Source organism: Antarctobacter sediminis (assembly GCF_019218285.1).
Classification (GTDB): Bacteria; Pseudomonadota; Alphaproteobacteria; order Rhodobacterales; family Rhodobacteraceae; genus Antarctobacter; species Antarctobacter sediminis.
This window is the reverse complement of record NZ_JAHUZG010000001.1, coordinates 1,468,171-1,490,274: the sequence shown is the minus strand read 5'-3', so window position 1 is coordinate 1,490,274 and position 22,104 is coordinate 1,468,171. Positions and strand designations below refer to the sequence as shown.

Sequence of the window (22,104 nt, the reverse complement as noted above, 5' to 3'; positions counted from 1 at the left end):
GGGAAGCCTAGCGAGCGGGATCGATGCGATCCAATTATTTGATTACATCCAGAGGATAAGAATTATTGATCCTCTGCGGGCATCAGGCTGTCCTGCGACACCTGTCGCGCAATATCGGCGGCCAGCACCACAAAGCCCGGCGCGGTCGCGGCGTCATAGCGGGCGCGAAAGCGCAACGGGTCGGGCACCCATAGATAGCGCAGCGACATCAGTTTGCCCTCGGCCAGCGCGCCGCGCAGCATGACTTCGGGCAGGCAGGCCACGCCCAGCCCATCAAGCGTCATCTGCAAACAGGCGGCAAGGTTGGTCGAAGGCACCAGCCGCACGTCCACATCGGGGTGCGAGGCGAAATGGTCGCGCAGTTGTTCGTGCGGCAGGGTGCCCTTGGCATGAGCCAGAACCGGGTGCCGGGCAATCTGGTCCAGCGTCAGCGGGCGGCCATGCATTTTCAGACCTGGGGCGGCGACCCAGATCAACGGAAAGGCCCCAAGGTCCGCGCCGCCGGAAATCTGCCGCCCGAAAGGGCCGCTTTGCAACGTCAGGTCCAACCCGCGGCTGAACAGCGCCGGGGACAGGTTGGCCGACAGATCCACGGTCAGTTCGACCTCGATGGCGGGCAGCCGCGCCTTGAGCGCGCGCAGGAACGGCCCAAGCCAGCTGTGCACGATCATTTCGGTCACGCCCAGCCGCAGCACGCCTTCGTACAGCTGTTCTTCGCCGGCGGCGGCCAGGAAACCGTCCAGCGCCCCCAGCACTGCGCGGGCGCGCGGCAACAGCGTCCGCCCCGCCGGTGTCAGCCGCACCGACCCGGCATCGCGGTCGAACAGGCGCTGGCGCAGCAGCGACTCCAGCGCTGAAATCCGGGTCGAGATATTGGGTTGCGTGGTGTTCAGCCGCTCTGCCGCACGGCGAAAGCTGGACAGGTCGGCCACCTGAACAAAGGCTTCGAGTTGCTTGAGCGTGATCTGGGTCACGGGGCGGGCTCCGGTGATAGATGCGCCAGTGTCCCTGCTGCGGCATCCCGGCGCAAGCCGATGCCGCCGGGGAACCGCAGGGACCGCTTGACCGGATCGCGGTGCTGCGCCACTCTGCCCGTCGATGGTGACCGCGGATGCCCGCGGTCGAATAGGGAACGCGGTGCGGGGCAAGGCCCCAATCCCGCGACTGCCCCCGCAACTGTAAGCGGCGAGCCATCCCGAAAAGACCACTGGGCCGATCGGCCCGGGAAGGTTCGGGAGCGTGCCTTGACCCGCGAGTCAGGAGACCTGCCATCGCCGGTGCCACTTGGCGCCGAAGTCACTCAACCCGGGCGGGGTGCCCCGGTGTCGGCGTCGATCTTTCGGGTGCGCTGCACCTTCCCGATGGCTGATCCCGGTGTCCGTCCCCCATCTTGCGCGGAGGGCGCGATGACGATCGAAAAAGTGCTGACTCAATTGCAGGCACAGACCGAAACCCCGGAACGGGCGCGGGAACTGGCCAGCATGGCCTATATGCAATGGCTGGGCAGCCTGCCGGGCCACAGCAGTTACGAGTCGCAGGCCGTGCGGGCATGGCTGCGGGCGCAGCCTTTCGTCCAAACCGATCCGGCGGTGGCGGCCTTTTGCGCGCTGTTGCGGCAATCGCTGCAACGCCCCGGCCAGCCGCTGGACCTGCCTTTGCCGCGCCCGCAGCGGCGCGGCGGCGCGCGGCAGCGGCGGCTGTCGATCTGAAGGACGTTGCGCAGTGAATGCGCAGCCTACACCCCGTCGACCGGCGCGGCCGGAACGTCCGACCCGTTGTTGCCAAGGTGGACGGTCTGGGTGGGATAGGCGAACGCGACGCCAAGCTCTTCGGCAAGGGCGAGGATGTCGAGGATCAGCGCCTGTTGCGCGGCGATCTGCGCCTCGTAACTGAAGACGCGGAAATGGCCCCATAGCTCGATGTCGATGCTATGGGGTCCAAGGGTCTTGACGCCGATGGTCACGCTGTCGGTGTCAGCCTCGGGCTGGGCGGCATAGACTTCGCGCAGGCGTTCGACAAACCCCTGCAACCGGTCGCGCGGGGTCTGGTAGGTCAGTCCGATCTGCATCAGCACCCGCCGTTTCCGGCGGCTGCCCCAGTTGGAAATCACCTGATCCGACAGTTGCGCATTGGGCACAATCATCAAGGTGTCATCCAGCGTCCGCAGCCGCGTCGACCGCAGGCCCACCGTTTCGATCACCGCCAGCGTGCCCGCCGCCTCGACAAGGTCGCCCTTGCGGAACGGGCGGTCAGACAGAAGGATCGCGCCGCCGATGATGTTCGACACGGTTTCCCGTGCCGCAAAGGCCAGCGCGACGCCGCCGATCCCCAGCCCGGTCAGCACGCCTTCGTAAGGCAGGCCCGCCACATCGGCGCAGGCGATCACCGCCCCCACGACAATCAGCAGCTTGAGCAGCCCCTGCGCCAGCGACAGCACGATTTCATCCGTATAGGCCTGCGTCTGCGTCGCCCGCGCCATCAACGCCGCAAAAACCACCGAGATCACGCGATAGGCCAGCGCCGCCAGCGCAAAGATCAGCAGCACCGCCGACAGCGCCGACACCGGACCGAAGGCGCTGAGTGTCAGGCCCAGCCGTTCGCTGGCGTCAAGAAACAGAAGGGCCGCGGCCATCAGGCCCAGCGGCCCGGCCAATTGGCCAGCCACGTGGCCCAGTGCCCCTGTGGCCCCGTCCAGACGCCGCGACAGCCGCCAGCCCAGCGTCAGGGCCCCGCCCATCAGCACGAGGTATCCCGCCAGCCCCGCCCATTGCCACAGTTCCAGACCGAACAGTCGCTGTTGCAGCCATGCGCCTTTGGCCAGCACCGCCTTGCGGGTGGCAAAGAACTGCGACAGCGGTTCCGGCGCGCGCAGGCCCGGCGCCAGCGGCATCCTCTCCAGCGCGGTGTACAGCGCTGGCAGCATCTCCATCGTCTCACGCGAAAAGCGCCAGCGCCGTTCGATCAGCCGCCCGTCCTCGTCAAGGATGTCGGTCGGGGCGATGGTGATGCTGCCCAGCGGGTGCCTGTAATAGGTGTAGGGCAGGGGGCGTTCCGGATCGTCGGGGAGTTCCTGCCACGTGACAAAGCCGATGCGGTCAAGGCTCTGGCGCAGGTAATCCGCCATCAGCGCACCTTCGGCGCGGCGCAATTGCCTTGGCACATGGTCCAGATCCAGCGCCCGCATCGCCCGCGCGCCGCCCGCGCCGTCCCAGTCCCGGGTGCCCAGCAGGAAATCCATCATGACCATGCGCGGACTGCCAGCGCGGGCCTTTTCCAGTTCTTCCAGCGTTTCATGCCCGCGCGCCGCCACCAGCCGCGCCAGATCGGCCTGAAGCACCGCCGCGGGCGGCACCAGCAACTGCCATGTGCCATCCTCGGCCAGTTGAAAGAGCAACCGATAGCTGGCGCCGGTGCCTTCGGGGCCGATGTCGAACGCCAGTTCGGCACCGGGCTGCGCATCCGGGTCCGGGATCGGCGCATCCCACAGGCGAAAGGTCGAGATGTCGAGGATATGCCACAGCGCCCGCCGCCGCCGGTCCCGGTCGGAACTGTCGCCCTCGGGGGCCTCATAGGTCAGCAGGGGCGCAATCCAGCGAACCTGCCCCTCGCGCCCGTGGTACTGGGCGTCATTTGCGGCGGTCAGGATGCTGCGCAGCGTGGCCTGAGGGGTTTCGCCGCTGAACCAGTCGGGGCGTTGCAACTGTGCGATTTCGGCGCGGTGCCCGTTCCACCAGTCGCCGGTCCCGAACCGCCCGGCAAAGCTCTGTCCGTCCTGCGACAGGACAAAGATGAATCCGCCGCTTTTGTTGCCCTCGGTCCATGTGCCGCGCAGCACGCCGTTGTCCGTGGTGCCGGTCAGCCGCCCGTCGCCGGGCTGATAGGTGCCGCTGACCGTGCCGCCGCGCTGTTGCAGCAGGACAAAGGCCTCGCCCGTGGACCAATAGGTCTGCCAGTCGCCGGGCCAACCGCGCCCGTCGGGCTGGGCGGCCAGCATACGGGGCAGCAGGCTCAGCATGCAGAGGGTCAGCAGGGCCAGTATGATGCGGGGCAGGGGCATCGGGCTGTTCCTTTCGGAAGGGTCTGGAACAGCATAGGTTCAACCGGTGCCCCATCAAGCGCCGCGTCATTCCTGCCACCGCTGGCGTTGCCCGAAGTCATCGCCAGCGTGAGAACAGTCTGTTTCCACATAACTGTCGCGACTTGGCGTCAGTCCGTGTAGTCTGGCCGCGTTTCAGAGTGTGGCGTTTTTGTGGCGATCTCCGGGCAGAAACCTGTCCGGGCCGGGTATGCAGGCCCCCGGTGCGTTTGGCCTGCACGCAAGCGAAAGGCCATGGTCATGCCCCTGCCTGCCATCGACGGCGTCTTTACCGGCCCGCTTCGCATCGACATCGCCTTGCGTTTTGACGCGCTGGGCGGCGGAAACGCACAGCCTTTCGTGGCGCTTGGGGATGCGGCGGGCGGCGCGCGGCTGATCTTTGGCCAGTTGGGGGCCGGCGACGATTTGCTCTTTGCACTGGTGCAGGGCGGACAGAGCTACCGGCTGGTGGCCGAAGATTCGCTGGTGCCCGGAGAAACAGCCAGCTTCACCGCCGAGATCGATGCCAACGGGGTCATGACCCTGTCGAAAGAGGATCAGCCGCTGGCGCAGATGCAGGCCGAGGTGCCGGTGGCGCTGCCGCTGACCGATTTGACCGGCGCGGCCACGCCCTATGATGCGGCGGTGCTGGACCTGACCATCGAACCGCTCAGCCCGGCACCGCAGGGCGGCGACATGGCGATCGTCGCCCATACGGACGACGACCTGCTGTTCATGAACCCGTCGATTGCCGAAACCATCGCAGCGGGCGACCCGATGACCACGGTCTATCTGACGGCAGGGGATGCGGGCCGCGATGCCGCCTATTGGGAAGCGCGCGAAGCCGGGGCCAAGGCGGCCTATGCCCAGATGGCCGGATCCGATCCGGCGAACTGGATCGACGAGACCGTGACGCTGAACATCGACGGCAGCGCTTGGGAGGTGCAAAGCAGTTATCTGGCCGATGCGCCGCAGGTGCGGCTGTATTTCCTGCGTACCCCCGACGGGATCGACGGCGCGGGGACGGAACCCTATGGTTTTGGCAGTCTCGAACAACTGGCCGAAGGCGAGGTGGCGCAGGTGACCACCGTTGACGGCGCGCTGACCTATACAGCCCAAGACCTGACGCAGGTGCTGGCGGCGGTCATGGATCGCCACGCCCCGGACGAGGTGATGCTACAGGACGACAGCAGCGCCATCGAACACAGCGACCACGTGCATACCACCGAATTTGCCGAGACGGCGCTGGATCTCTACGGGCAGGACGTTCATGTCACGCATTTCGCGGGCTACGACAGCTGGGGCAGCGAAGAGAACCTGACCGCGGCGGAAACGGCATTGGTGACCAGTGTCTTTGAAACCTATGCCGCCTTCGATCCGCTGGTGACCGATGACAGCGGGGCCTTGCGCGAACCCTATACCGATTGGGTCCTGCGGGAATATGTGACCGAGCAATACAGCATCGTCGGGGGGGGGCGGGTGGATGGGCCACCGCCGGACACCGGCGGACCGCTTGATCCGGGGCCGGTCGATCCCGAACCGGTCGACCCGCCCGAGGACCCGCCCGAGGACCCGCCCGAGGACCCCGCGCCGCCCCCGGCGACGGCGGCCGATGCTTTCGGCTCGGGCGGGCTTTATGATCAGCTTCTGGGTGGGCTGACCGGCGCTTGGCAGCCGGCCGCACCCAGCCCGACCCCAACGCCGACACCAACACCGGCCCCGGAGCCAACCCCCACACCCACGCCCGTGCCTTCCGGCGATCCCTTTGCGGGTGGCGGCTTTTATGAACAGTTCATGTTGTCGAACCAGACCAAGTGGGACAGCACAGAGCCGCTGGACGAGGCCGAAGAAGATGACGTTTCCGACAGCGCGCTGATCTGATCGCGCCCCGCGCGCCGCGCCGAAAATCCCGCCGCTGACCGCGCCCGAATGGCGCAAAAAGTCCGACCTGCGCCCCGTCAACAGGGCCGTGGATGTCGCTTTCGGGACAAACTCTGGACAATACTGTCTAGAAACGCGCGCCCGCTCTGCCTAGGCTTGGTGAAAACGAATCCAGGGGAGCCCGTCATGAACACTCATTATCGCGTTGTCGTCATTGGTGGGGGCGTGGTCGGCACCTCCGTGCTCTACCACCTTGCCAAGTTCGGCTGGACAGATGTCTGCCTGCTGGAACGGTCGGTGCTGACGGCGGGATCGTCATGGCACGCGGCAGGCGGTTTCCACGCGCTGAACGCCGATCCGAACATGGCCGCGCTTCAGGCCTATACCATCGACCTCCTGACCGAGATCCAGGAAGAAAGCGGTCAGGACATCGGGTTGCACATGACCGGCGGTCTGACGCTGGCAGGCACGCCCGACCGCTGGGAATGGCTGCAATCGGCCTATCGCACCTTCCAGTCCATCGGCATCGAGGATTGCGAACTGGTCACCCCCGAAGAGGCACAGCGCCGCTGCCCGATCATGTCGACCGAGGGCATCCTTGGCGGCATGTGGGCCGACCGCGAGGGCTATCTTGACACCACCGGCACCGTGCACGCCTATGCCAAGGCCGCCAAGAAACGCGGTGCCAGCTATTTCGAACACACCAAGGTCGAAAGTCTGGAACAGACCGCGGATGGCTGGAAAGTCATCACCGACAAGGGCACCATCACCTGCGAACATGTGGTCAATGCCGCCGGTCTCTGGGCAAAGCAGGTGGGTCGCATGGCGGGCATCGAACTGCCGGTTTCGCCGCTGAAACACCACTATCTGATCACCGAGAACATCCCGGCCATCGAACAACTGGATTTCGAAGTGCCGATGACCGTCGACCTCGAGGGCTTTACCTATCTGCGGCAGGACCAGAAGGGCGTTCTGCTGGGCATCTACGAGATCGAGCACGAACATTGGGCCATGGATGGCGCGCCATGGGATTACGGGATGGAACTGTTCCAGGAACAGACCGACCGGATCGAAAAAGAGCTGATCTGCGGCTTTGAACGCTACCCTGTCTTGCAGGATGCGGGCATCAAGACATGGGTCAACGGGGCTTTCACCTTCTCGCCCGATGGCAACCCGCTGGTGGGGCCGGTGCGCGGCAAGCGCGGCTACTGGTCGGCCTGCGCGGTCATGGCGGGCTTCCTTCAGGGCGGCGGCGTCGGCAAGACGCTGGCGGAATGGATGATCCACGGCGAACCCGAAGCCGACGCATGGTCGATGGATGTGGCGCGCTATGGCGACTACGCCCAGAACAAGCGCTACATTCAGGAAACCACCGGCCAGTTCTATTCGCGCCGTTTCGTGATGACCTACCCGAACGAACAACTGCCCGCGGGCCGCGAGCTGAAAACCCCGCCCGCCTATACCGCCATGAGTGAGGCAGGCTGCAAATGGGGGGTCAGCTGGGATCTCGAAGTGCCGCTGTATTTCGCGCCGAAGGGGTTCGAGGAAACGCCGACGCTCAAACGTTCCAACGCCTTTGACATCGTGGGCGAAGAATGCCGCCACGTGCGTTCCAAGGTCGGCATGGTCGATATCTCGGGCTTTTCGCGGTTCGAAGTGTCCGGCCCCAACGCCGAAGCTTGGCTTGACCGTATCATGGCTTCGAAACTGCCGGCACCGGGCCGCGCCAGACTGGCCCCCATGCTGGAACCGGGCGGGCGGCTCAAGGGCGACCTGACCGTGTTCAACTGGGGCGACGGCACATGGTGGATCATGGGCAGCTACTACCTGCGCGAATGGCACATGCGCTGGTTCGAGGATCACATGGACGACGGCGTGACGATCCGCGACATGGGCGAAGAGATCTGCGGCTTTGCCCTGACCGGTCCGCGTTCGAAGGCGGTGATCGAAAAGCTCTGCCCAGCCGCTGCGGATCTGCCGTTCATGGGCTGCGCGCAACTGGACGTGGGCCTGTTCCGGGCACGGGTCGCGCGTATGTCGGTGGCCGGTGAGCTGGGGTACGAGATCAACGTGCGCTACGGCGACCACATCAAGCTGCGTGACCTGCTGCTGGAGGCGGGCGCCGATCAGGAGATCCGCGAATACGGTTTCAACGCCATGCTGTCGCTGCGGCTGGAAAAGAGCTTTGGCATCTGGTCGGCGGAATTTACCCAGGGCTACACGCCCGGCGAAACCGGCATGGATCGCTGGATTGCATGGGACAAGGGGGATTTCATCGGCAAAGAGGCCGCGCTGGCCGAAAAGGAAGCGGGGGCCAAGCGCCGCATCGTGACGCTGGAAGTCGAGGCCGCCGATGCGGATGCCAGCGGCTATGAACCGGTCTGGAAGGACGGCGAAAAGGTCGGCTTTATCACCTCGGGGGGCTATGGGCACACCATGGGCAAAAGCTATGCGCTGGCCATGCTCAACGCCGATGCCTGCGCCGAAGGCACCGACCTGTCGGTGCATGTGGTCGGCGTCGAACGCCCGGCCCGTGTGATCGCAGCCTCGCCCTATGATCCGCAGGGCAATGCCATGCGCGGCAAGCAGGTGACCGCGTGATGGCCACCCTGACCGAGAACACCGGCCGCCGCCGTCGCGGCAAGCGCGGCGGCGAGGCGCCGACCTCCAGGCGGCAGGTCAACTATCGCCAGTTGACCAACCCTTTCACCCCGCAGGTGGTTTTCTCCGAGGACCGCATCGCCGCGATCCATGAAACCGCCCTGCGCGTGCTGGAGGAACTGGGCATCAAGGTGCTGCTGCCCGAGGCGCGGCGCATCTATGAACAGGCGGGCTGTATCGTCGACGAAGACAGCCAGATGGTTCGCATCGGGCGCGACATCGTCGCGGCGGCGCTGACCACGGCGCCGCGCCGGTTCACGCTGAACGGCGGTGCGCCGGAACGGGCGCTGGACATGCAACTGGGCACGCTTGCGTTCCAGTCGGGCGCGGGTGCGCCCAACTGTTCCGACATGCTGCGCGGACGCCGCCCCGGCAGCCTGCGCGACGTCGAGGAGCTGACCAAGCTGGTGCAGAATTTCGACGCCATCCAGATGCTCTCGCCCGGGGTCGAACCGCAGGACATTCCCGTCCACCTGCGCCACTACGCCTTTACCCGCATGCAACTGGCGGTATCGGACAAGGTGCCCTTTGTCTTTTCCCGCGGCACGCCGCAGGTCATGGACGCCTTCGAGATGATCGCGGGCTTTCGCGGCCTCTCGGACGAGCAGTTCCTCCAGAACCCGCATTGCTACACGATCATCAACACCAACTCGCCGCGCCAGATCGACATTCCCATGGCGCAGGGGCTGATCGACTTTGCCCGCAACGGACAGCCGTCGGTGGTCACGCCCTTCTGCCTGATGGGGGCCATGGCGCCGGTGACGGTGGCGGGGGCGGTGACGCTCTCTCATGCCGAGGCGATGGCGGGCATCACGCTGACCCAGTTGACCAAACCCGGCGCGCCGGTCTGTTACGGGGCCTTTGCCTCGAACGTGGACATGAAAAGCGGCGCACCGGCCTTTGGCACGCCGGAACAGGTCAAGGCCAGCCTTGCCTCGGGCCAGTTGGCGCGGCTGGTCGGTCTGCCGTGGCGCAACGCCGCCGGCTGTGCCGCCAATACCAATGATGCGCAGGCCGCACATGAGACCGAGATCAGCACATGGGGCGCGCTGATGTCGGGGGCGACCATTATTATCCATGCCGCGGGCTGGATCGAAGGTGGTCTGACGGTGAACTATGAAAAGTTCATCACCGACATGGAAATGGTTCAGGTCATGGCCGAACTGTGCGCCGAAACCCCTTCGGAAGACACGGAAATCGCCTTTGACGCCTTGGCCGAGGTGCAGCCGGGCGGGCATTTCTTCGGCTGTGCCCACACGATGGACCGCTATTCTACCGCCTTTTACGAACCGATCGTGGCGGACTGGTCGAACTTTGGCACATGGACGGAACGCGGCGGGCTGGATGCCAACGACCGGGCGCAGAAACTGTGGCAGCAGATCCTTGCAGACCACAAGGCGCCCGCCAATGTCACCGGCGACAGGCTGGCCGCGCTGGATGCCTTCATCGACAAGCGCACCGCCCAAGGTGGCGCCGCGCCGGCCGACTGATGCGGCGTTCGGGCAACCACTTGGCCCCGGCAGCGGGGCGCGCCGCAGGGGGAGAGGCAGCATGACCACGGATGCGGCCTCTTCCGACCTGCCCGGAAACACCAAGGTCACGCGCGAGGATTGGCTGAACACCGCGATGGATCTGCTCATCAGCGATGGCGTGCAATCGGTCAAGGTGCTGACCGTCGGAGCGCGGCTGGGCGTGTCGCGGTCCTCGTTCTACTGGTATTTCCAAAGCCGTCAGGACCTGCTGGATCAACTGCTGACGGAATGGGAAAAGACCAACACCGGGGTGATGATCCGCCATTCCGAAATGGCGGCGCCGACGATCACCGCGGCGCTCAACAACTTCTTTCGCTGCGTGATCGACCCGGCGGGCTTCAATCACCGGCTGGATTTCGCGGTGCGCGAATGGGCGCGCCGCGATGACACCGTCCGGCAGGCGGTCGACCGGTCGGACCGCGCCCGGCAAGAGGCCATCGCCCGCATGTTCCAGCGCCACGGCTATGCCCCGGCCGAAGCCGACATCCGCGCCCGTGTCCTCTATTACCAGCAGATCGGCTATTACGCGCTCGAACTGGCCGAAACGCTGGAGGACCGGCTGTCGCGGGTCGAGGGCTATCTTTACTGCTTTACCGGCGTTCACCCGTCCCCGGATGAGGTCGAGGCCTTTGCCCGCATCGCACGGAGCCTTGCCAGATGACCCGATACACCGCCCTTGGACTGGCCCGCGAAGGGCTGCGCGGCCACCGCGGCTGGCGTCCGGCCTGGCCCAAAGCCCAGCCGCAGGCGGCCTATGACGCGGTGGTGATCGGCGGCGGCGGTCACGGGCTGGCCACCGCCTATTACCTTGCCCGGATGCATGGCGTGAAACGGGTTGCCGTGCTGGAAAAGGGCTGGATCGGCGGCGGCAACACCGGCCGCAACACCACCGTGATCCGGTCCAACTATTTCTACCCCGAAAGCGTGGCGCTTTATGATCTTGCTCTGCGGCTCTACGAGGGGCTGTCCAAAGAGCTGAATTACAACGTCATGCTGTCACAGCGCGGCATGCTGATCGCAGCGCATACGCCGATGCAGATGGAAATCTGCGCCCGGATAGCAAATGCCATGAAACTGAACGGCGTGGACGGTGACCTGATGGGGCCCGAAGAGGCCCGCGCCCGGCTGCCCTTGCTCAACCACGCGCCGGATGCGCGGTATCACTGCCTTGGCGGCGTCTGGCAGGGGCGCGCCGGGATCGCGCGCCACGATGCGGTGGCATGGGGCTATGCCCGCGCCGCCAGCGCGCTGGGCGTCGACATCATCGAAGGCATCACCGTCACCGGGATCACCACGCAGGGCGGGCGCGTCACCGGCGTCGAAACCGACCGCGGCGCCATCGCCTGCGACCGGTTGGGCGTCGCGGCGGCGGGGGCCACGCCGGGGCTTGTCGCACCGCTGGGCGTGCGCCTGCCGATCCATGACTATGCCTTGCAGGCCTTTGTGTCCGAACCGGTAAAACCGGTTCTGGACACGGTGCTGCTGTATCTGGGCACCGGAACCTATGTCAGCCAGTCCGACAAGGGCGAACTGGTCTTTGGCGGCGGGCTGGACCGGGTTCCGACCCATGGCCAGAAAGGCAACCTGCCGGTGCAGGAAAGCATCGTTTCGGGCCTGCTCGAAATGTTCCCGGCCTTCGGGCAGCTCAAACTCTTGCGGCAATGGGGCGGCGTGGTGGACGTGGTGCCCGACAGTTCGCCGATCCTCGGCCCGGTCGGCCCCGAGGGGCTGTTCGTCAACTGTGGCTGGGGCACCGGCGGTTTCAAGGCGATCCCGGCCGGCGGCTGGCTGATGGCACATATGCTGGCCACCGGCGACCACCATGAAATCTCGCGCCCCTTCGATCTGGACCGGTTCGAAACCGGGCGCCTGATCGACGAGGCCGCCGGCTCGGGGATCGCACATTGACCGGACCCGCGCCGATACCCGCCGACGGAAGTCCGGTAAAACGCCCCTGTTTCTTCTTGGCGCAAATACCTCCGGGGGTCCGGGGGCAGAGCCCCCGGCGGTCCGCCTCGGACCGTCGCCGTCCAAAGGAGTGAACCGATGCAACGCTTCCCCTGTCCCTTCTGCGGTCTTCGCGACGAGACCGAGTTTCACTTTGCCGCCGAGGCGGGCAAGCACCGCCCCGAACCGGCGCCCGGGGTCGATGACGCAAGCTGGGCGGATTACCTCTATGCCGCCGATGCACCCAAGGGCCCCTCGCGGGAGGTCTGGGTCCACCTGACCTGTGGCGAATTTTTCGTGATGACGCGCGACACGGTCACGCGCGAAGTGCTGGACAGCGCGGCCCTGCCGGGACGCGGGGAGGGCGTGGCATGAGCGGTTGGCGGCATCCTGAACTGGGACAGATCGACCGGGCACAGCCGCTCTCGTTCCGCTTTGATGGCGCGACGGTCGGGGGCTACGCGGGCGATACACTGGCCTCGGCGCTGCTGGCCTCGGGGCGGCGGGTGATCGGGCGCAGTTTCAAGTACCACCGCCCGCGCGGTCTGTGGGGGATGGGGGGCGAAGAACCCAATGCGCTGTTCGATGTCACGCTGGACGGCGTCACCACGCCCAATGCCCGCGCGACGCTGACGCCCCTGCGCGACGGCATGGCGCTGGCGTCGGTCAATGCGCCGGGCGGGGCGGCGCGCGATCCGCTGCGCCTGCTGGACCTTGCCCAGCGGTTCCTGCCTGCGGGGTTTTATTACAAGACCTTCATCGCCGGCGGCTGGATGCGCTACGAACCGATGATCCGGCGCATGGCCGGGCTTGGGCGTCTGGATCCGGGCAACCGGCCCGCCGCAGCGACGGTCCAGCGCACGGCGGACTGTGACCTGCTGGTGATCGGCGCGGGGCCAGCCGGGCTGGCGGCGGCGCGCGCGGCGGCGTCACAGGGGCGCGCCGTCTGGCTGGTGGACGAAGCGGCCCGACCGGGCGGCAGCCTGCGCTGGCGCGGGGGGCAGATCGACGGCGGACCATGGCAGGAGTTTCAGGCCGACACCCTTCGGCGGATCGAGGCCGCCGGGGGCCGCGTACTGACCGACACGACGCTTTGGGGCGCCTTCGATCACGGAATGTTCGCCGCTTGGCAACGCGGCTCTCATGACACCCACTGGCGCATCCGGGCCAAGTCGGTCGTGCTGGCGGCGGGCGCGCTGGAACGGCCCTTGTGGTTTGCCAACAACGATTTGCCCGGCATCCTCTCAGCCGAGGCGGCGCTGCATCACCTTATGCTTTATGGCGCGGTGGCGGGGCGGCGGATCGTTCTGGGCACCGCCAATGACGGCAGTTACCCGGTGGCCGGGGCATTGGCGCAGGCGGGCTGCCGGGTGATCCTTCTGGACGCCCGGAACGAAGGCCCGGACGCGCCCGAAGGGGTCGAACTGCGCCGCGGCGTGGCCATCGAAGCGGCCCGGGGGGCTGGATCGCTGGGGGCGGTGGTGGCCGGTGGCCAGCATATCGATGCCGATACGGCGCTGGTCTCGGGCGGTTACACGCCCAGCGTTCACCTGCATTGTCAGGCGGGCGGCAAGCTGGACTGGGACGCGCGGCGCGATGCCTTGCTGCCGCGCCCGGGCAGCTCGGCGCTGGTTCCGGCAGGGGCGGCCAACGGTGCCTTTGGTCTGGCCCAGGCGCTGGCGCAGGGCCATGCGGCGGGCGGCGGCACGGGGGCGGCACCCAATGCGGCGGGGGCGGTCTGGTCGCTGGCGCCCATGCGCCCCGATCCCAAGGGCAAGGGCCGCGTCTGGATCGACCCGCAAAACGATGTCACGCTCAAGGATGTGCGCATCGCCGCGCAAGAGGGCTATCGCAGCGTCGAACACCTCAAACGCTATACCACGCTGGGCATGGCCACCGATCAGGGGCGGTCGTCGAACTTTGCCGGTCTGGCGGCCATGTCGGAACTGACCGGGCGCAGCATACCCGAAACCGGCACAACCACCTATCGCCCGCCCTTTACCCCGGTGCCGCTGACGGCGCTGGGCGGACTGCGGCGCGGCGCGTTGTTCAACCCGGTAAAGCGTCTGGCGCTGGAACCGGAACACGCGGCACTGGGCGCGCGGTTCGGAGATTACGGCGGCTGGCGGCGTCCGGCGGTTTACAGCGACGTGCAGGCCGAGGCCAAAGGCGCGCGCGAGACGCTGGGCATCTACGATGCCTCGCCGCTGGGCAAGATCGAGGTCACCGGACCGGGGGCGGCGGCGCTGCTGGATTTCTGTGGCTACATGCGCATGTCGACGCTGCAACCGGGGCGCGCGCGCTATGGGTTCATGCTGGGGGAAACCGGCGTGGTGGCCGATGACGGCGTGGTGCTGCGGCTGGACGAAACCCGCTATATCCTCTCGGCCTCGTCCGGTCATGTGGACCACGCGCGGATGATCCTCGAAGAGGCGCGGCAGGATATTTTCGACCCCTCGCAGGTTTATCTGCATGACACGACCGCGCATTGGGTGACCTTGTCGGTGACCGGCCCCGCCGCGCGCAAGGCGCTGGCCGCCGCGGATTTTCCCCAAGAGGTCACCGGCCTTGGGCATATGCGGGTGGTCGAAACCCGCTGGCAGGGCGTGCCTCTGCGCGCCGCGCGGGTCAGCTTTACCGGCGATGCCAGCTGGGAGCTATCGGTGCCCGCGCGCCATGGCGCGGCCTTGATGGCGGCGGTCGATGCTGCGCGCGCCGGGGCAGGCGGGCATTGGATCGGGCTGGAGGCGGTCATGATCCTGCGCGCCGAGAAAGGCTATATCCTCGTGGGAAAGGATACCGACGGCATCACCCTGCCGCAGGATCTGGGCTGGGCCGGGCCGCGCAACAAGCGACAGGACGAATATTATGGTCGCCGGTCGCTGTTCACCCCCGAGGCAAGCCGCCCGGACCGTCGCCAGCTTGTCGGGCTGGAGGTCGAGGGCCCGCCGCTGCCCACAGGCGCGCATCTGGTGCCGCTGGAAGGGCCGCGCCGGTCGCTGGGCTTTGTCACCTCGTCCTATCACAGCCCGGTGCTGAACCGGCCCGTGGCGTTGGCGCTCGTCGAGGGCGGGCAGGCGCTCATGGGCGAGGCGCTGGGCGTCTTCCATCTTGGCGAAACCCGCAGCGCGCGGATCGCCGGGCCTTGTGCCTTCGACCCGGAGGGAACCCGCCTTGCCGACTGATCTGCCGCCCGATGACAGCGATCTCTGGACGACACCCACGCCTTTGCCGGGGCGCACGATCGAGGGTGAGGGTCTGTTGATCACCTGCCTGCCGCCAACCGGGGCGACGCTGATTTCGGGGGATCTTGACGCGGCGATCACGGCGCTGGCCCCCGGCGCGCCGCTGCTGGGTCTGCTGGCACCGCGCCCGGTGGCGCCTTTTGCCCTGCGCATCGCCCGTGACCGGGCGCTGCTGATCACGCCTGATGTGCTGGATGCCGCGCCGGGATGGCATGAGCGCTATGCGCTCAGCCCGGCGGATGATCTCTATCTCTGTCTTGCCATCGAAGGGGCGCGCAGCGCGCAGCTTTTGTCGGCCTGTCTGTCTGCCTCTGGCGGCAGCCCTTCGGCGGCGGTCCCGTTTGGAGGGCACGCCTGTCTGGTGCTGGCCCGCGAAACCGGGGCCGATGTCTGGGTGCCGCGCCCCGAGGCGGCGGCGCTTTGGTTGTGCCTGTCACGGTTGATCGCCGCCGGGTCCTGACCCCCGACGCGCAATTCCCTGCCGACCCCGCGTGAAAGTGACTCGGGGGCGCAATTTGCCTCTTTGCGCCAGAGTCACATGTTATAGGGTAGAGGCATGGGGCAAAGGCTAGATCTTCCAATGCGGGCCAATTGGCACCGCCGATCCGAACCGGGCGCTTGCAGGGGCACGGCACGGGGCCGTGGCCTGCTGCGCGGAGTGGCTTTCACCGCGCTGACCGGCATCTTTCTGGCCATGCCGTTCCCGGCCAAGAGCTTTGACAGCGTCAATTTCAGCATTGCCGGTCCCAAGGAGGACGAGCTGAAGAAAACGCTGCGTTCGGTGTCGATCCTTGCCCAGCTGGAAGGCGAACAGGATCAGCTCCCGCAGGACATCCTTGCCGCCGCGCAGGGCGATTATGCCCGCATCGTCGAGGCGCTTTATGCGCAGGGCTATTATTCGGCGGTGGTGCGCATCACCATCGACGGGCGCGAGGCGGCGACCATTCCGCCGTTTTCCGCCCCTGACCGCATCGACAAGGTCATGGTCCGTGTCGAACCCGGGCGGGTCTTTCGCTTTGGCAGGACCGATGTCGCGCCGCTGAACAAACGCACCGCGGTGCCCGAAGGCTTTGCCCCCGGTCAACCGGCGCGCGCCACCGTGGTGCGTGACACGGCACAGGCGGCGATACAGGGCTGGCGCGAGGCAGGCTATGCCAAGGCGACGATTGCCGACCAATCCATCACCGCCCGCCACACGGCGGCGGAACTGGACGTGGCGCTGGCCGTGGCCAAGGGCCGCCAGTTCCGTTTTGGCGACGTGCGGGTGACCACCGACAGCGCGGTGCGCGACGCGCGCATCCGCCAGATTGCCGGTATCCCTCGGGGCGCGGTCTTTGACCCGGTCGAGGTCGAGGACGCGGCGCAGCGGTTGCGCGCCACTGGCACCTTTCGCTCGGTGACCGTGACCGAGGCCGAAGAGGGCGGGCCGGACGATACGCTGGACGTTCTGATCGAAGTCACCGACCGCAAGCCACGCCGTTTTGGCTTTGGTGCCGAACTGTCCTCCTCGGATGGGGTGACGCTGTCGGGCTTCTGGCTGCATCGCAACCTGTTTGGCGGGGCCGAACGGCTGCGGATCGAAGGCGAGGCCACGCAACTGGGCGGCGCGGGGATGAAACCCGATTACGGCATCAACGCGCGGTTCGAGAAATCGGCGGTCTATGGCGCGGACACGATGTTTTATGCCACCACCGGGCTGAGCTACGACGACGAACCCGATTACATCGACCAGAAATTCTCGTTCGGGATCGGCATCAACCGTGAGTTTTCCAAGCAGGTCTCCGGCGAACTCGGCATCGCTTTCAGCCGGTCCAAGATCACCGATCTGTATCTGCCGGGCGATCCGACCCGGACGCTGACACTGTTGTCGCTGCCGACGGCGGTCACCATCGACCGGCGCGACGATCCGCTGAACGCGACCGAAGGGCTGTACCTGCGCGCCGAACTGGAACCCTTTACGCTGATCAGCGGCGGCGATGGCGGGGCGCGGTATGCCTTTGACCTGCGCGGCTATCGGGCCTTTGGCGCGGATGAGTCGCTGGTTCTGGCGGGGCGGTTGCAACTGGCCGGGCTGTTCGGCCCGGGGGCGGCGGATGCGCCGCCTGATTTCCTGCTGTATTCCGGCGGCGGCGGCACCGTGCGCGGCCAGCCTTATCAATCGCTGGACGTGGATTATTCCGGCACCCGCCTTGGCGGGCGCAGCTTCATGGGGCTTTCGACAGAGCTGCGCTATAATGTGACCGACACCATCGGTGTCGTGGGGTTTGCCGACGCGGGTTATGTCGGCGCGGAAAGCTTCGTGGACGGATCCGGGGACTGGCACGCGGGCGCGGGGATCGGCCTGCGCTATGACACGCCGGTCGGGCCGATCCGCTTTGACGTGGCCGGACCGGTGGCAGGTGACACCGGCGACGGCATACAGATCTATATCGGGATCGGGCAGGCATTCTGATGCGGTTTTTCAGGTTCTTCGTGGTGCTGGTGCTTTGGCCGCTGGCGGCTTTGGCACAGGATGACGACCGGGGGTATATCCAGGGTCTGCTGGAGGATGCGCTGTCAGACGCGGGGCGCGAGGTGCGGATCGAAGGCTTTGCCGGGGCGCTCAGCTCTCGCGCCACGATCCAGCGCATCACCATCGCCGATGAGGACGGCGTCTGGCTGACCGCATCGGATATCGCGATGACATGGACCCGCACGGCGCTGGTGCGCGGCGCGGTCGAAATCGACGAGATCTCGGTCGGGCGGATCGAGATGCCGCGCCTGCCGGTGCCGCTGGCCTCGGATACGCCGCCCGCACCCGAGGCGCGCAGCCCGTTCAAGCTGCCGGAATTGCCGGTGTCGCTGCGGCTGGCGGATCTGGACCTGCGCGAAGTGGCGCTGGGCGCGCCGGTTGCGACCGAGGACCTGGTCCTGCGGGTTACGGGCAATGCGCAACTGTCAGGGGGGGAGGGCAACGCCGAACTGCGGGTGCAGCGGCTGGATGCGGGCGGTGATCTGAAACTTGCGGGCTCTTACAGCAACACCTCGCGCGTGCTGGTGCTGGACAGCAGTTTCGAGGAACCGGCGGGCGGGCTGATCGTGCGCAAGCTGGGCCTGCCGGGGGAACCGTCGGTGGCGCTGACCCTGACAGGCAATGCGCCGGTCGATGATTTCGCAGCCGACCTGCGGCTGTCGTCCGACGGGCGCGAGCGGTTGGCGGGTCAGGTGGTGCTGCGCGCCGATGGCGATACCGAGACACAGCGCGTTTCGCTGGACATCGGCGGCGATCTTGCGCCGCTGCTGGCCCCCGCCTACCGCGAGTTCCTTGGCGATGACATCGCGCTTAAGGCCGAAGCGACGCGCGCAGCGGACGGGGCGCTGACCTTGCAGGACCTGCGGCTCAGCGCCGAGGCGCTGCTGCTGACCGGGTCGGCGGCGATCGGCGGCGATGGCTGGCCGCAGCGGCTGGCGCTGGAAGGGCAGATCACCCCGCCCGAAGGCAATGAGGTGCTGCTGCCGCTGCCGGGGCAAAAAATCTATGTTTCAGGCGCGACGCTGGAGGGTAAGTTCGACGCAGCCGAGGGCAATGGCTGGGCGTTGAGCCTGCAAGGGCAGGGGATCGCAACAGAGGCGGGCCGCGCCGACCGGCTGATCCTGAGCGGCGTGGGCGAGATCGACCGCGACCGCACCCGCGTGACAGGCGACCTGATGCTGGCGGCAGGCGGGCTGGCGCTGGCTGATCCGGCGCTGGCCGAGGCGGTAGGCACCGCGTTGCGCGGCGCCCTGTCGGTGGATTGGCAACCGGGCGCGCCGCTGTCGCTGAGCGGTTTGGACCTGTCGGGCAGCGACTATGGGCTGACCGGTGCGGTGACCGTGACCGGGGCCGAAGATCTGAACCCGCGCATCACCCCTGACATCCGCCTTGCGGCAGAGGATCTGTCGCGTTTTGCAGCCCTGTCGGGCGTGGCGCTACGGGGCGCCGCCGACCTGTCGGTCAGCGGCGCGGTTCTGCCTGTGACAGGCGGATTCGATCTTGTCCTTGATGGCACGACGCGCGGTCTGGCCACCGGGATTGCCCAGCTTGACCCGCTGATTGCGGGCGCGGGCAGCCTGCAACTCGAGGCGGTGCGCGACGAAAACGGCCTGCGGGCGGAAAAGCTCTTGCTGGTCACACCCGAGGCGCGGATCGAAGGCGGCGGTACGCTGGCGACCGGCGCCAGCAGCCTGCGGGCCGAGGCGCGCATTCGCGAAACCGCCCTTGTGCTGCCGGATCTGTCGGGGCCGACCGCATTGACCTTGCGCGCGGATCAGGCGGGCGACCTTTGGACATTGAACGCAGATGGCACGCTGGCCGAAGCCGGGCGGCTGATCTACGCGGGCACGGTCGATCTTGGCCCCGATGTGCCGGTTGCGGCCGGGCGGCTGGAGGCGACCTTGGGCCGGCTTTCGGCCTTTTCCGGCGTGGCCGGGCGGCGGCTGGGCGGTTCGGCGGAACTGGTCCTGAACGGCGAGGCGGGGATCGACGGGGCGGATTTCAGCCTGAGCGCCGAGGGGCGCGTCACCGATCTGCGGCTGGACATGGCCGAGATCGACCCGCTTCTGGTCGGGCGCACGGCGTTGAGCGTCACCGCCTCGCGCAGCGGCAACGGGCCGATCCGCTTTGATCCGCTGTTGCTGGACGGGGTGCTGGACGCGCGGTTCACCGGCACGGTGGACCCGGGCGGTGTGAACGGGCCGCAGGTGGACGGACGGCTGACGGCGGACATGGCCTCGCTTACGCCGCTGTCGCGGCTGAGCGGGCAGGCGCTGCGCGGCGCTGCACAGATCGAGGCCGAGGCGCGCGGCGGTGTGCTGCAAGGGCCGTTGAGCCTGACAGCGGTGCTGCGCGGGCAGGGGCTGGGCATCGGGCAGGCCAGTGTCGACCCGCTGATCGCGGGCAGCACGCGGCTGGACCTGAACGTGACGCGGCTGGACGACGGGGCCTACCGGATCGGGGAGGCCAAGCTGGATTCCAGCGGCATCGACGCAAGGATCACCGGCAGTTACGGCCCGGCGGAGGCCGCCGATCTGAACCTGGTGGTCGCCTTGGCGAATATTGGCAGCCTTGTCCCCGAGGTGGCCGGACCGGCGCAGGTGACCGGCACCGCGCGGCGGGATGGCGGACCGTGGCAACTGTCTCTGGACGGCAGTGGCCCGGCGGGCATCGGGGCGCGGGTGCGCGGCTCGGCCGCTGCGGATTTCAGCCGGTTCGATCTTGCGCTGAACGGATCGGCCCCGCTGTCGTTGGCGAACCGACGGCTTGCGCCGCAGGTGATCAACGGGGTTGTGACCTTTGACCTTGGGCTGAGCGGCCCGCCGGCGCTGTCCTCGCTGTCGGGGGTGGTGTCGACCAATGGTGCCCGCTTTGCCGCACCGGCGCAAAACATCGTGCTGGGCGGGCTGGGCGGACAGATTCGCCTGTCGGGCGGGCGCGCCGATGTGTCTATGTCCGGCCAGCTGGACAGTGGCGGTTCGGTCGCGCTGGATGGTCCGGTGACGCTGTCGGCACCTTACAATGGCAATCTGGTGCTGCGCCTGCGCAACACGGTGGTGCGCCAACCTGACCTGTTCGAGACCACCGCCAACGGCGAAATCAGAATCGACGGTCCGCTGGCGGGTGGGGCGCGGATCGGCGGCACCGTCGATCTGGGCACGGTCGAGGCGCGCATCCCCAACATCGGTGCCAGTTATTCGGCGCTGGACGGGCTGCGCCATCAGGGGATGCCGCAGGACGTGGCCCTGACGCTGGCCTATGCGGGTATGGACAAGGCGGCGGATGCGGGCGGCGGGACGGCCTCGCCCTATCCGCTGGACCTGACGGTGCGGGCGACGAACCGGATCTTTGTGCGTGGTCGGGGGCTGGACGCGGAACTGGGCGGCAGCCTGCGGCTGCGCGGGTCGACCTCGGACATCGTACCGGTGGGGCAGTTCGACCTGATCCGGGGGCGGCTGGACCTGCTGGGCCGGCGGCTGGACCTGACCGAGGGCGCCGTGTTTCTGCGCGGCAGCTTTGACCCGGTGGTGCGCTTTGTCGCGACGACACGGGTGGAGGATACCGACATCACCATCACCATCGAGGGGCCGGCTTCGTCCCCGGAACTGACCGTGGGATCGGTGCCGGACCTGCCGCAGGACGAGGCGCTGTCCTTTTTCCTGTTCGGCAAGTCGGTGACGAACCTGTCGGCCTTGCAGGCGGTGCAACTGGCCTCGGCGATCCGGACGTTGTCGGGCAAGGGCGGTCTGGGCCTGACCGAAAGCCTGCGCAGCGGGCTGGGCGTGTCGGAACTGGACATCGGCACGGCAGATGACGGCACGGCGCAGGCGCGCGTCGGGGCCTATATCGGCAAGAACATCTACAGCGATGTCAGCGTGGATGCGAAGGGTAAGACCGAGATCAACCTGAACCTCAACGTGACCTCGGACGTGACGGTGCGGGGACGGCTGGGATCGGACGGGTCCAGCGGCATCGGCGTCTTTTTTGAACGCGATTACTGAACCGCGGCTGTCGGGACGGGACTGGTTGCGGCTGCGCCGCAACATGCGCCCGCCCGCCAACCCGCGGGGACCGCGCGCCAGCAGCTGCGCCCGCCAATGGCCTTGGGCCGGGCGGGTCTGCGCTGTCTTTTCTGGTGTAAAGGCTGAAAACGGCGGCCGCCGGACGGATCGCTGTGCCGGGGTGCCATTCCCGGCCCGCAAGGGGCGTCGCCCCCATGGTCTGCGCAGATCAAAGGGCCCCCGAACGGGG

13 protein-coding genes and 1 riboswitch are annotated in these 22,104 nt (G+C 67.3%); of the genes, 11 read left to right on the top strand and 2 right to left on the bottom strand.

Annotation, left to right across the window (positions count from 1 at the left end):
- Positions 1-62 precede the first annotated feature (62 nt).
- Complete coding sequence (locus tag KJP30_RS07195; protein ID WP_218448288.1) at positions 63-974, bottom strand: LysR family transcriptional regulator; 912 nt, start codon at positions 972-974, stop codon at positions 63-65.
- 108 nt (positions 975-1,082) lie between these two features.
- Positions 1,083-1,287: riboswitch (cobalamin riboswitch) on the top strand.
- 119 nt (positions 1,288-1,406) lie between these two features.
- On the opposite strand from KJP30_RS07195, the gene KJP30_RS07190 reads away from it, so the two are divergent.
- Positions 1,407-1,709 carry a hypothetical protein gene (locus tag KJP30_RS07190; protein WP_218448287.1) on the top strand — a complete coding sequence of 101 codons (303 nt, stop codon included), beginning with the start codon at positions 1,407-1,409 and terminating at the stop codon, positions 1,707-1,709.
- 26 nt (positions 1,710-1,735) lie between these two features.
- Here KJP30_RS07190 and KJP30_RS07185 read toward each other — a convergent pair whose 3' ends face one another.
- Positions 1,736-4,057, bottom strand: a complete 2,322-nt coding sequence (locus KJP30_RS07185; RefSeq protein WP_218448286.1) for a mechanosensitive ion channel family protein — start codon at positions 4,055-4,057, stop codon at positions 1,736-1,738.
- A gap of 279 nt (positions 4,058-4,336) precedes the next feature.
- Between KJP30_RS07185 and KJP30_RS25045 the strand changes: the two genes are divergently transcribed.
- From KJP30_RS25045 to KJP30_RS07135, 10 genes are all read left to right on the top strand, one after another.
- Positions 4,337-5,956, top strand: a complete 1,620-nt coding sequence (locus KJP30_RS25045; RefSeq protein WP_218448285.1) for a PIG-L family deacetylase — start codon at positions 4,337-4,339, stop codon at positions 5,954-5,956.
- A 186-nt stretch (positions 5,957-6,142) separates the two neighbouring features.
- Positions 6,143-8,557 carry a GcvT family protein gene (locus KJP30_RS07175; protein WP_218448284.1) on the top strand — a complete coding sequence of 805 codons (2,415 nt, stop codon included), beginning with the start codon at positions 6,143-6,145 and terminating at the stop codon, positions 8,555-8,557.
- Positions 8,557-10,107 (top strand): trimethylamine methyltransferase family protein, encoded by a 1,551-nt coding sequence (locus tag KJP30_RS07170; RefSeq protein WP_218448283.1) that lies wholly within the window; start codon positions 8,557-8,559, stop codon positions 10,105-10,107. The genes KJP30_RS07175 and KJP30_RS07170 overlap by 1 nt, the downstream gene beginning before the upstream one ends.
- A 61-nt stretch (positions 10,108-10,168) precedes the next feature.
- Positions 10,169-10,810: a TetR/AcrR family transcriptional regulator gene (locus tag KJP30_RS07165; RefSeq protein ID WP_218448282.1), complete on the top strand. Its 642-nt coding sequence runs from the start codon at positions 10,169-10,171 to the stop codon at positions 10,808-10,810.
- The gene (locus tag KJP30_RS07160) at positions 10,807-12,057 is read left to right on the top strand and encodes a sarcosine oxidase subunit beta family protein (protein WP_218448281.1); all 1,251 of its coding nucleotides are present in this window, start codon (positions 10,807-10,809) and stop codon (positions 12,055-12,057) included. The genes KJP30_RS07165 and KJP30_RS07160 overlap by 4 nt, the downstream gene beginning before the upstream one ends.
- 138 nt (positions 12,058-12,195) lie before the next feature.
- Positions 12,196-12,471, top strand: coding sequence for a sarcosine oxidase subunit delta (locus tag KJP30_RS07155; protein ID WP_218448280.1), 276 nt, complete (start codon positions 12,196-12,198; stop codon positions 12,469-12,471).
- Positions 12,468-15,281 (top strand): 2Fe-2S iron-sulfur cluster-binding protein, encoded by a 2,814-nt coding sequence (locus KJP30_RS07150; RefSeq protein WP_218448279.1) that lies wholly within the window; start codon positions 12,468-12,470, stop codon positions 15,279-15,281. The genes KJP30_RS07155 and KJP30_RS07150 overlap by 4 nt, the downstream gene beginning before the upstream one ends.
- Positions 15,271-15,801, top strand: a complete 531-nt coding sequence (locus tag KJP30_RS07145; RefSeq protein WP_218448278.1) for a hypothetical protein — start codon at positions 15,271-15,273, stop codon at positions 15,799-15,801. Before KJP30_RS07150 ends, KJP30_RS07145 begins: the two co-directional genes overlap by 11 nt.
- 120 nt (positions 15,802-15,921) lie before the next feature.
- On the top strand, positions 15,922-17,793 hold the full coding sequence (locus KJP30_RS07140) for an autotransporter assembly complex protein TamA (RefSeq protein WP_218448277.1): 1,872 nt from the start codon (positions 15,922-15,924) through the stop codon (positions 17,791-17,793).
- Positions 17,793-21,854 carry a translocation/assembly module TamB domain-containing protein gene (locus KJP30_RS07135; protein WP_218448276.1) on the top strand — a complete coding sequence of 1,354 codons (4,062 nt, stop codon included), beginning with the start codon at positions 17,793-17,795 and terminating at the stop codon, positions 21,852-21,854. Before KJP30_RS07140 ends, KJP30_RS07135 begins: the two co-directional genes overlap by 1 nt.
- Positions 21,855-22,104 lie beyond the last annotated feature (250 nt).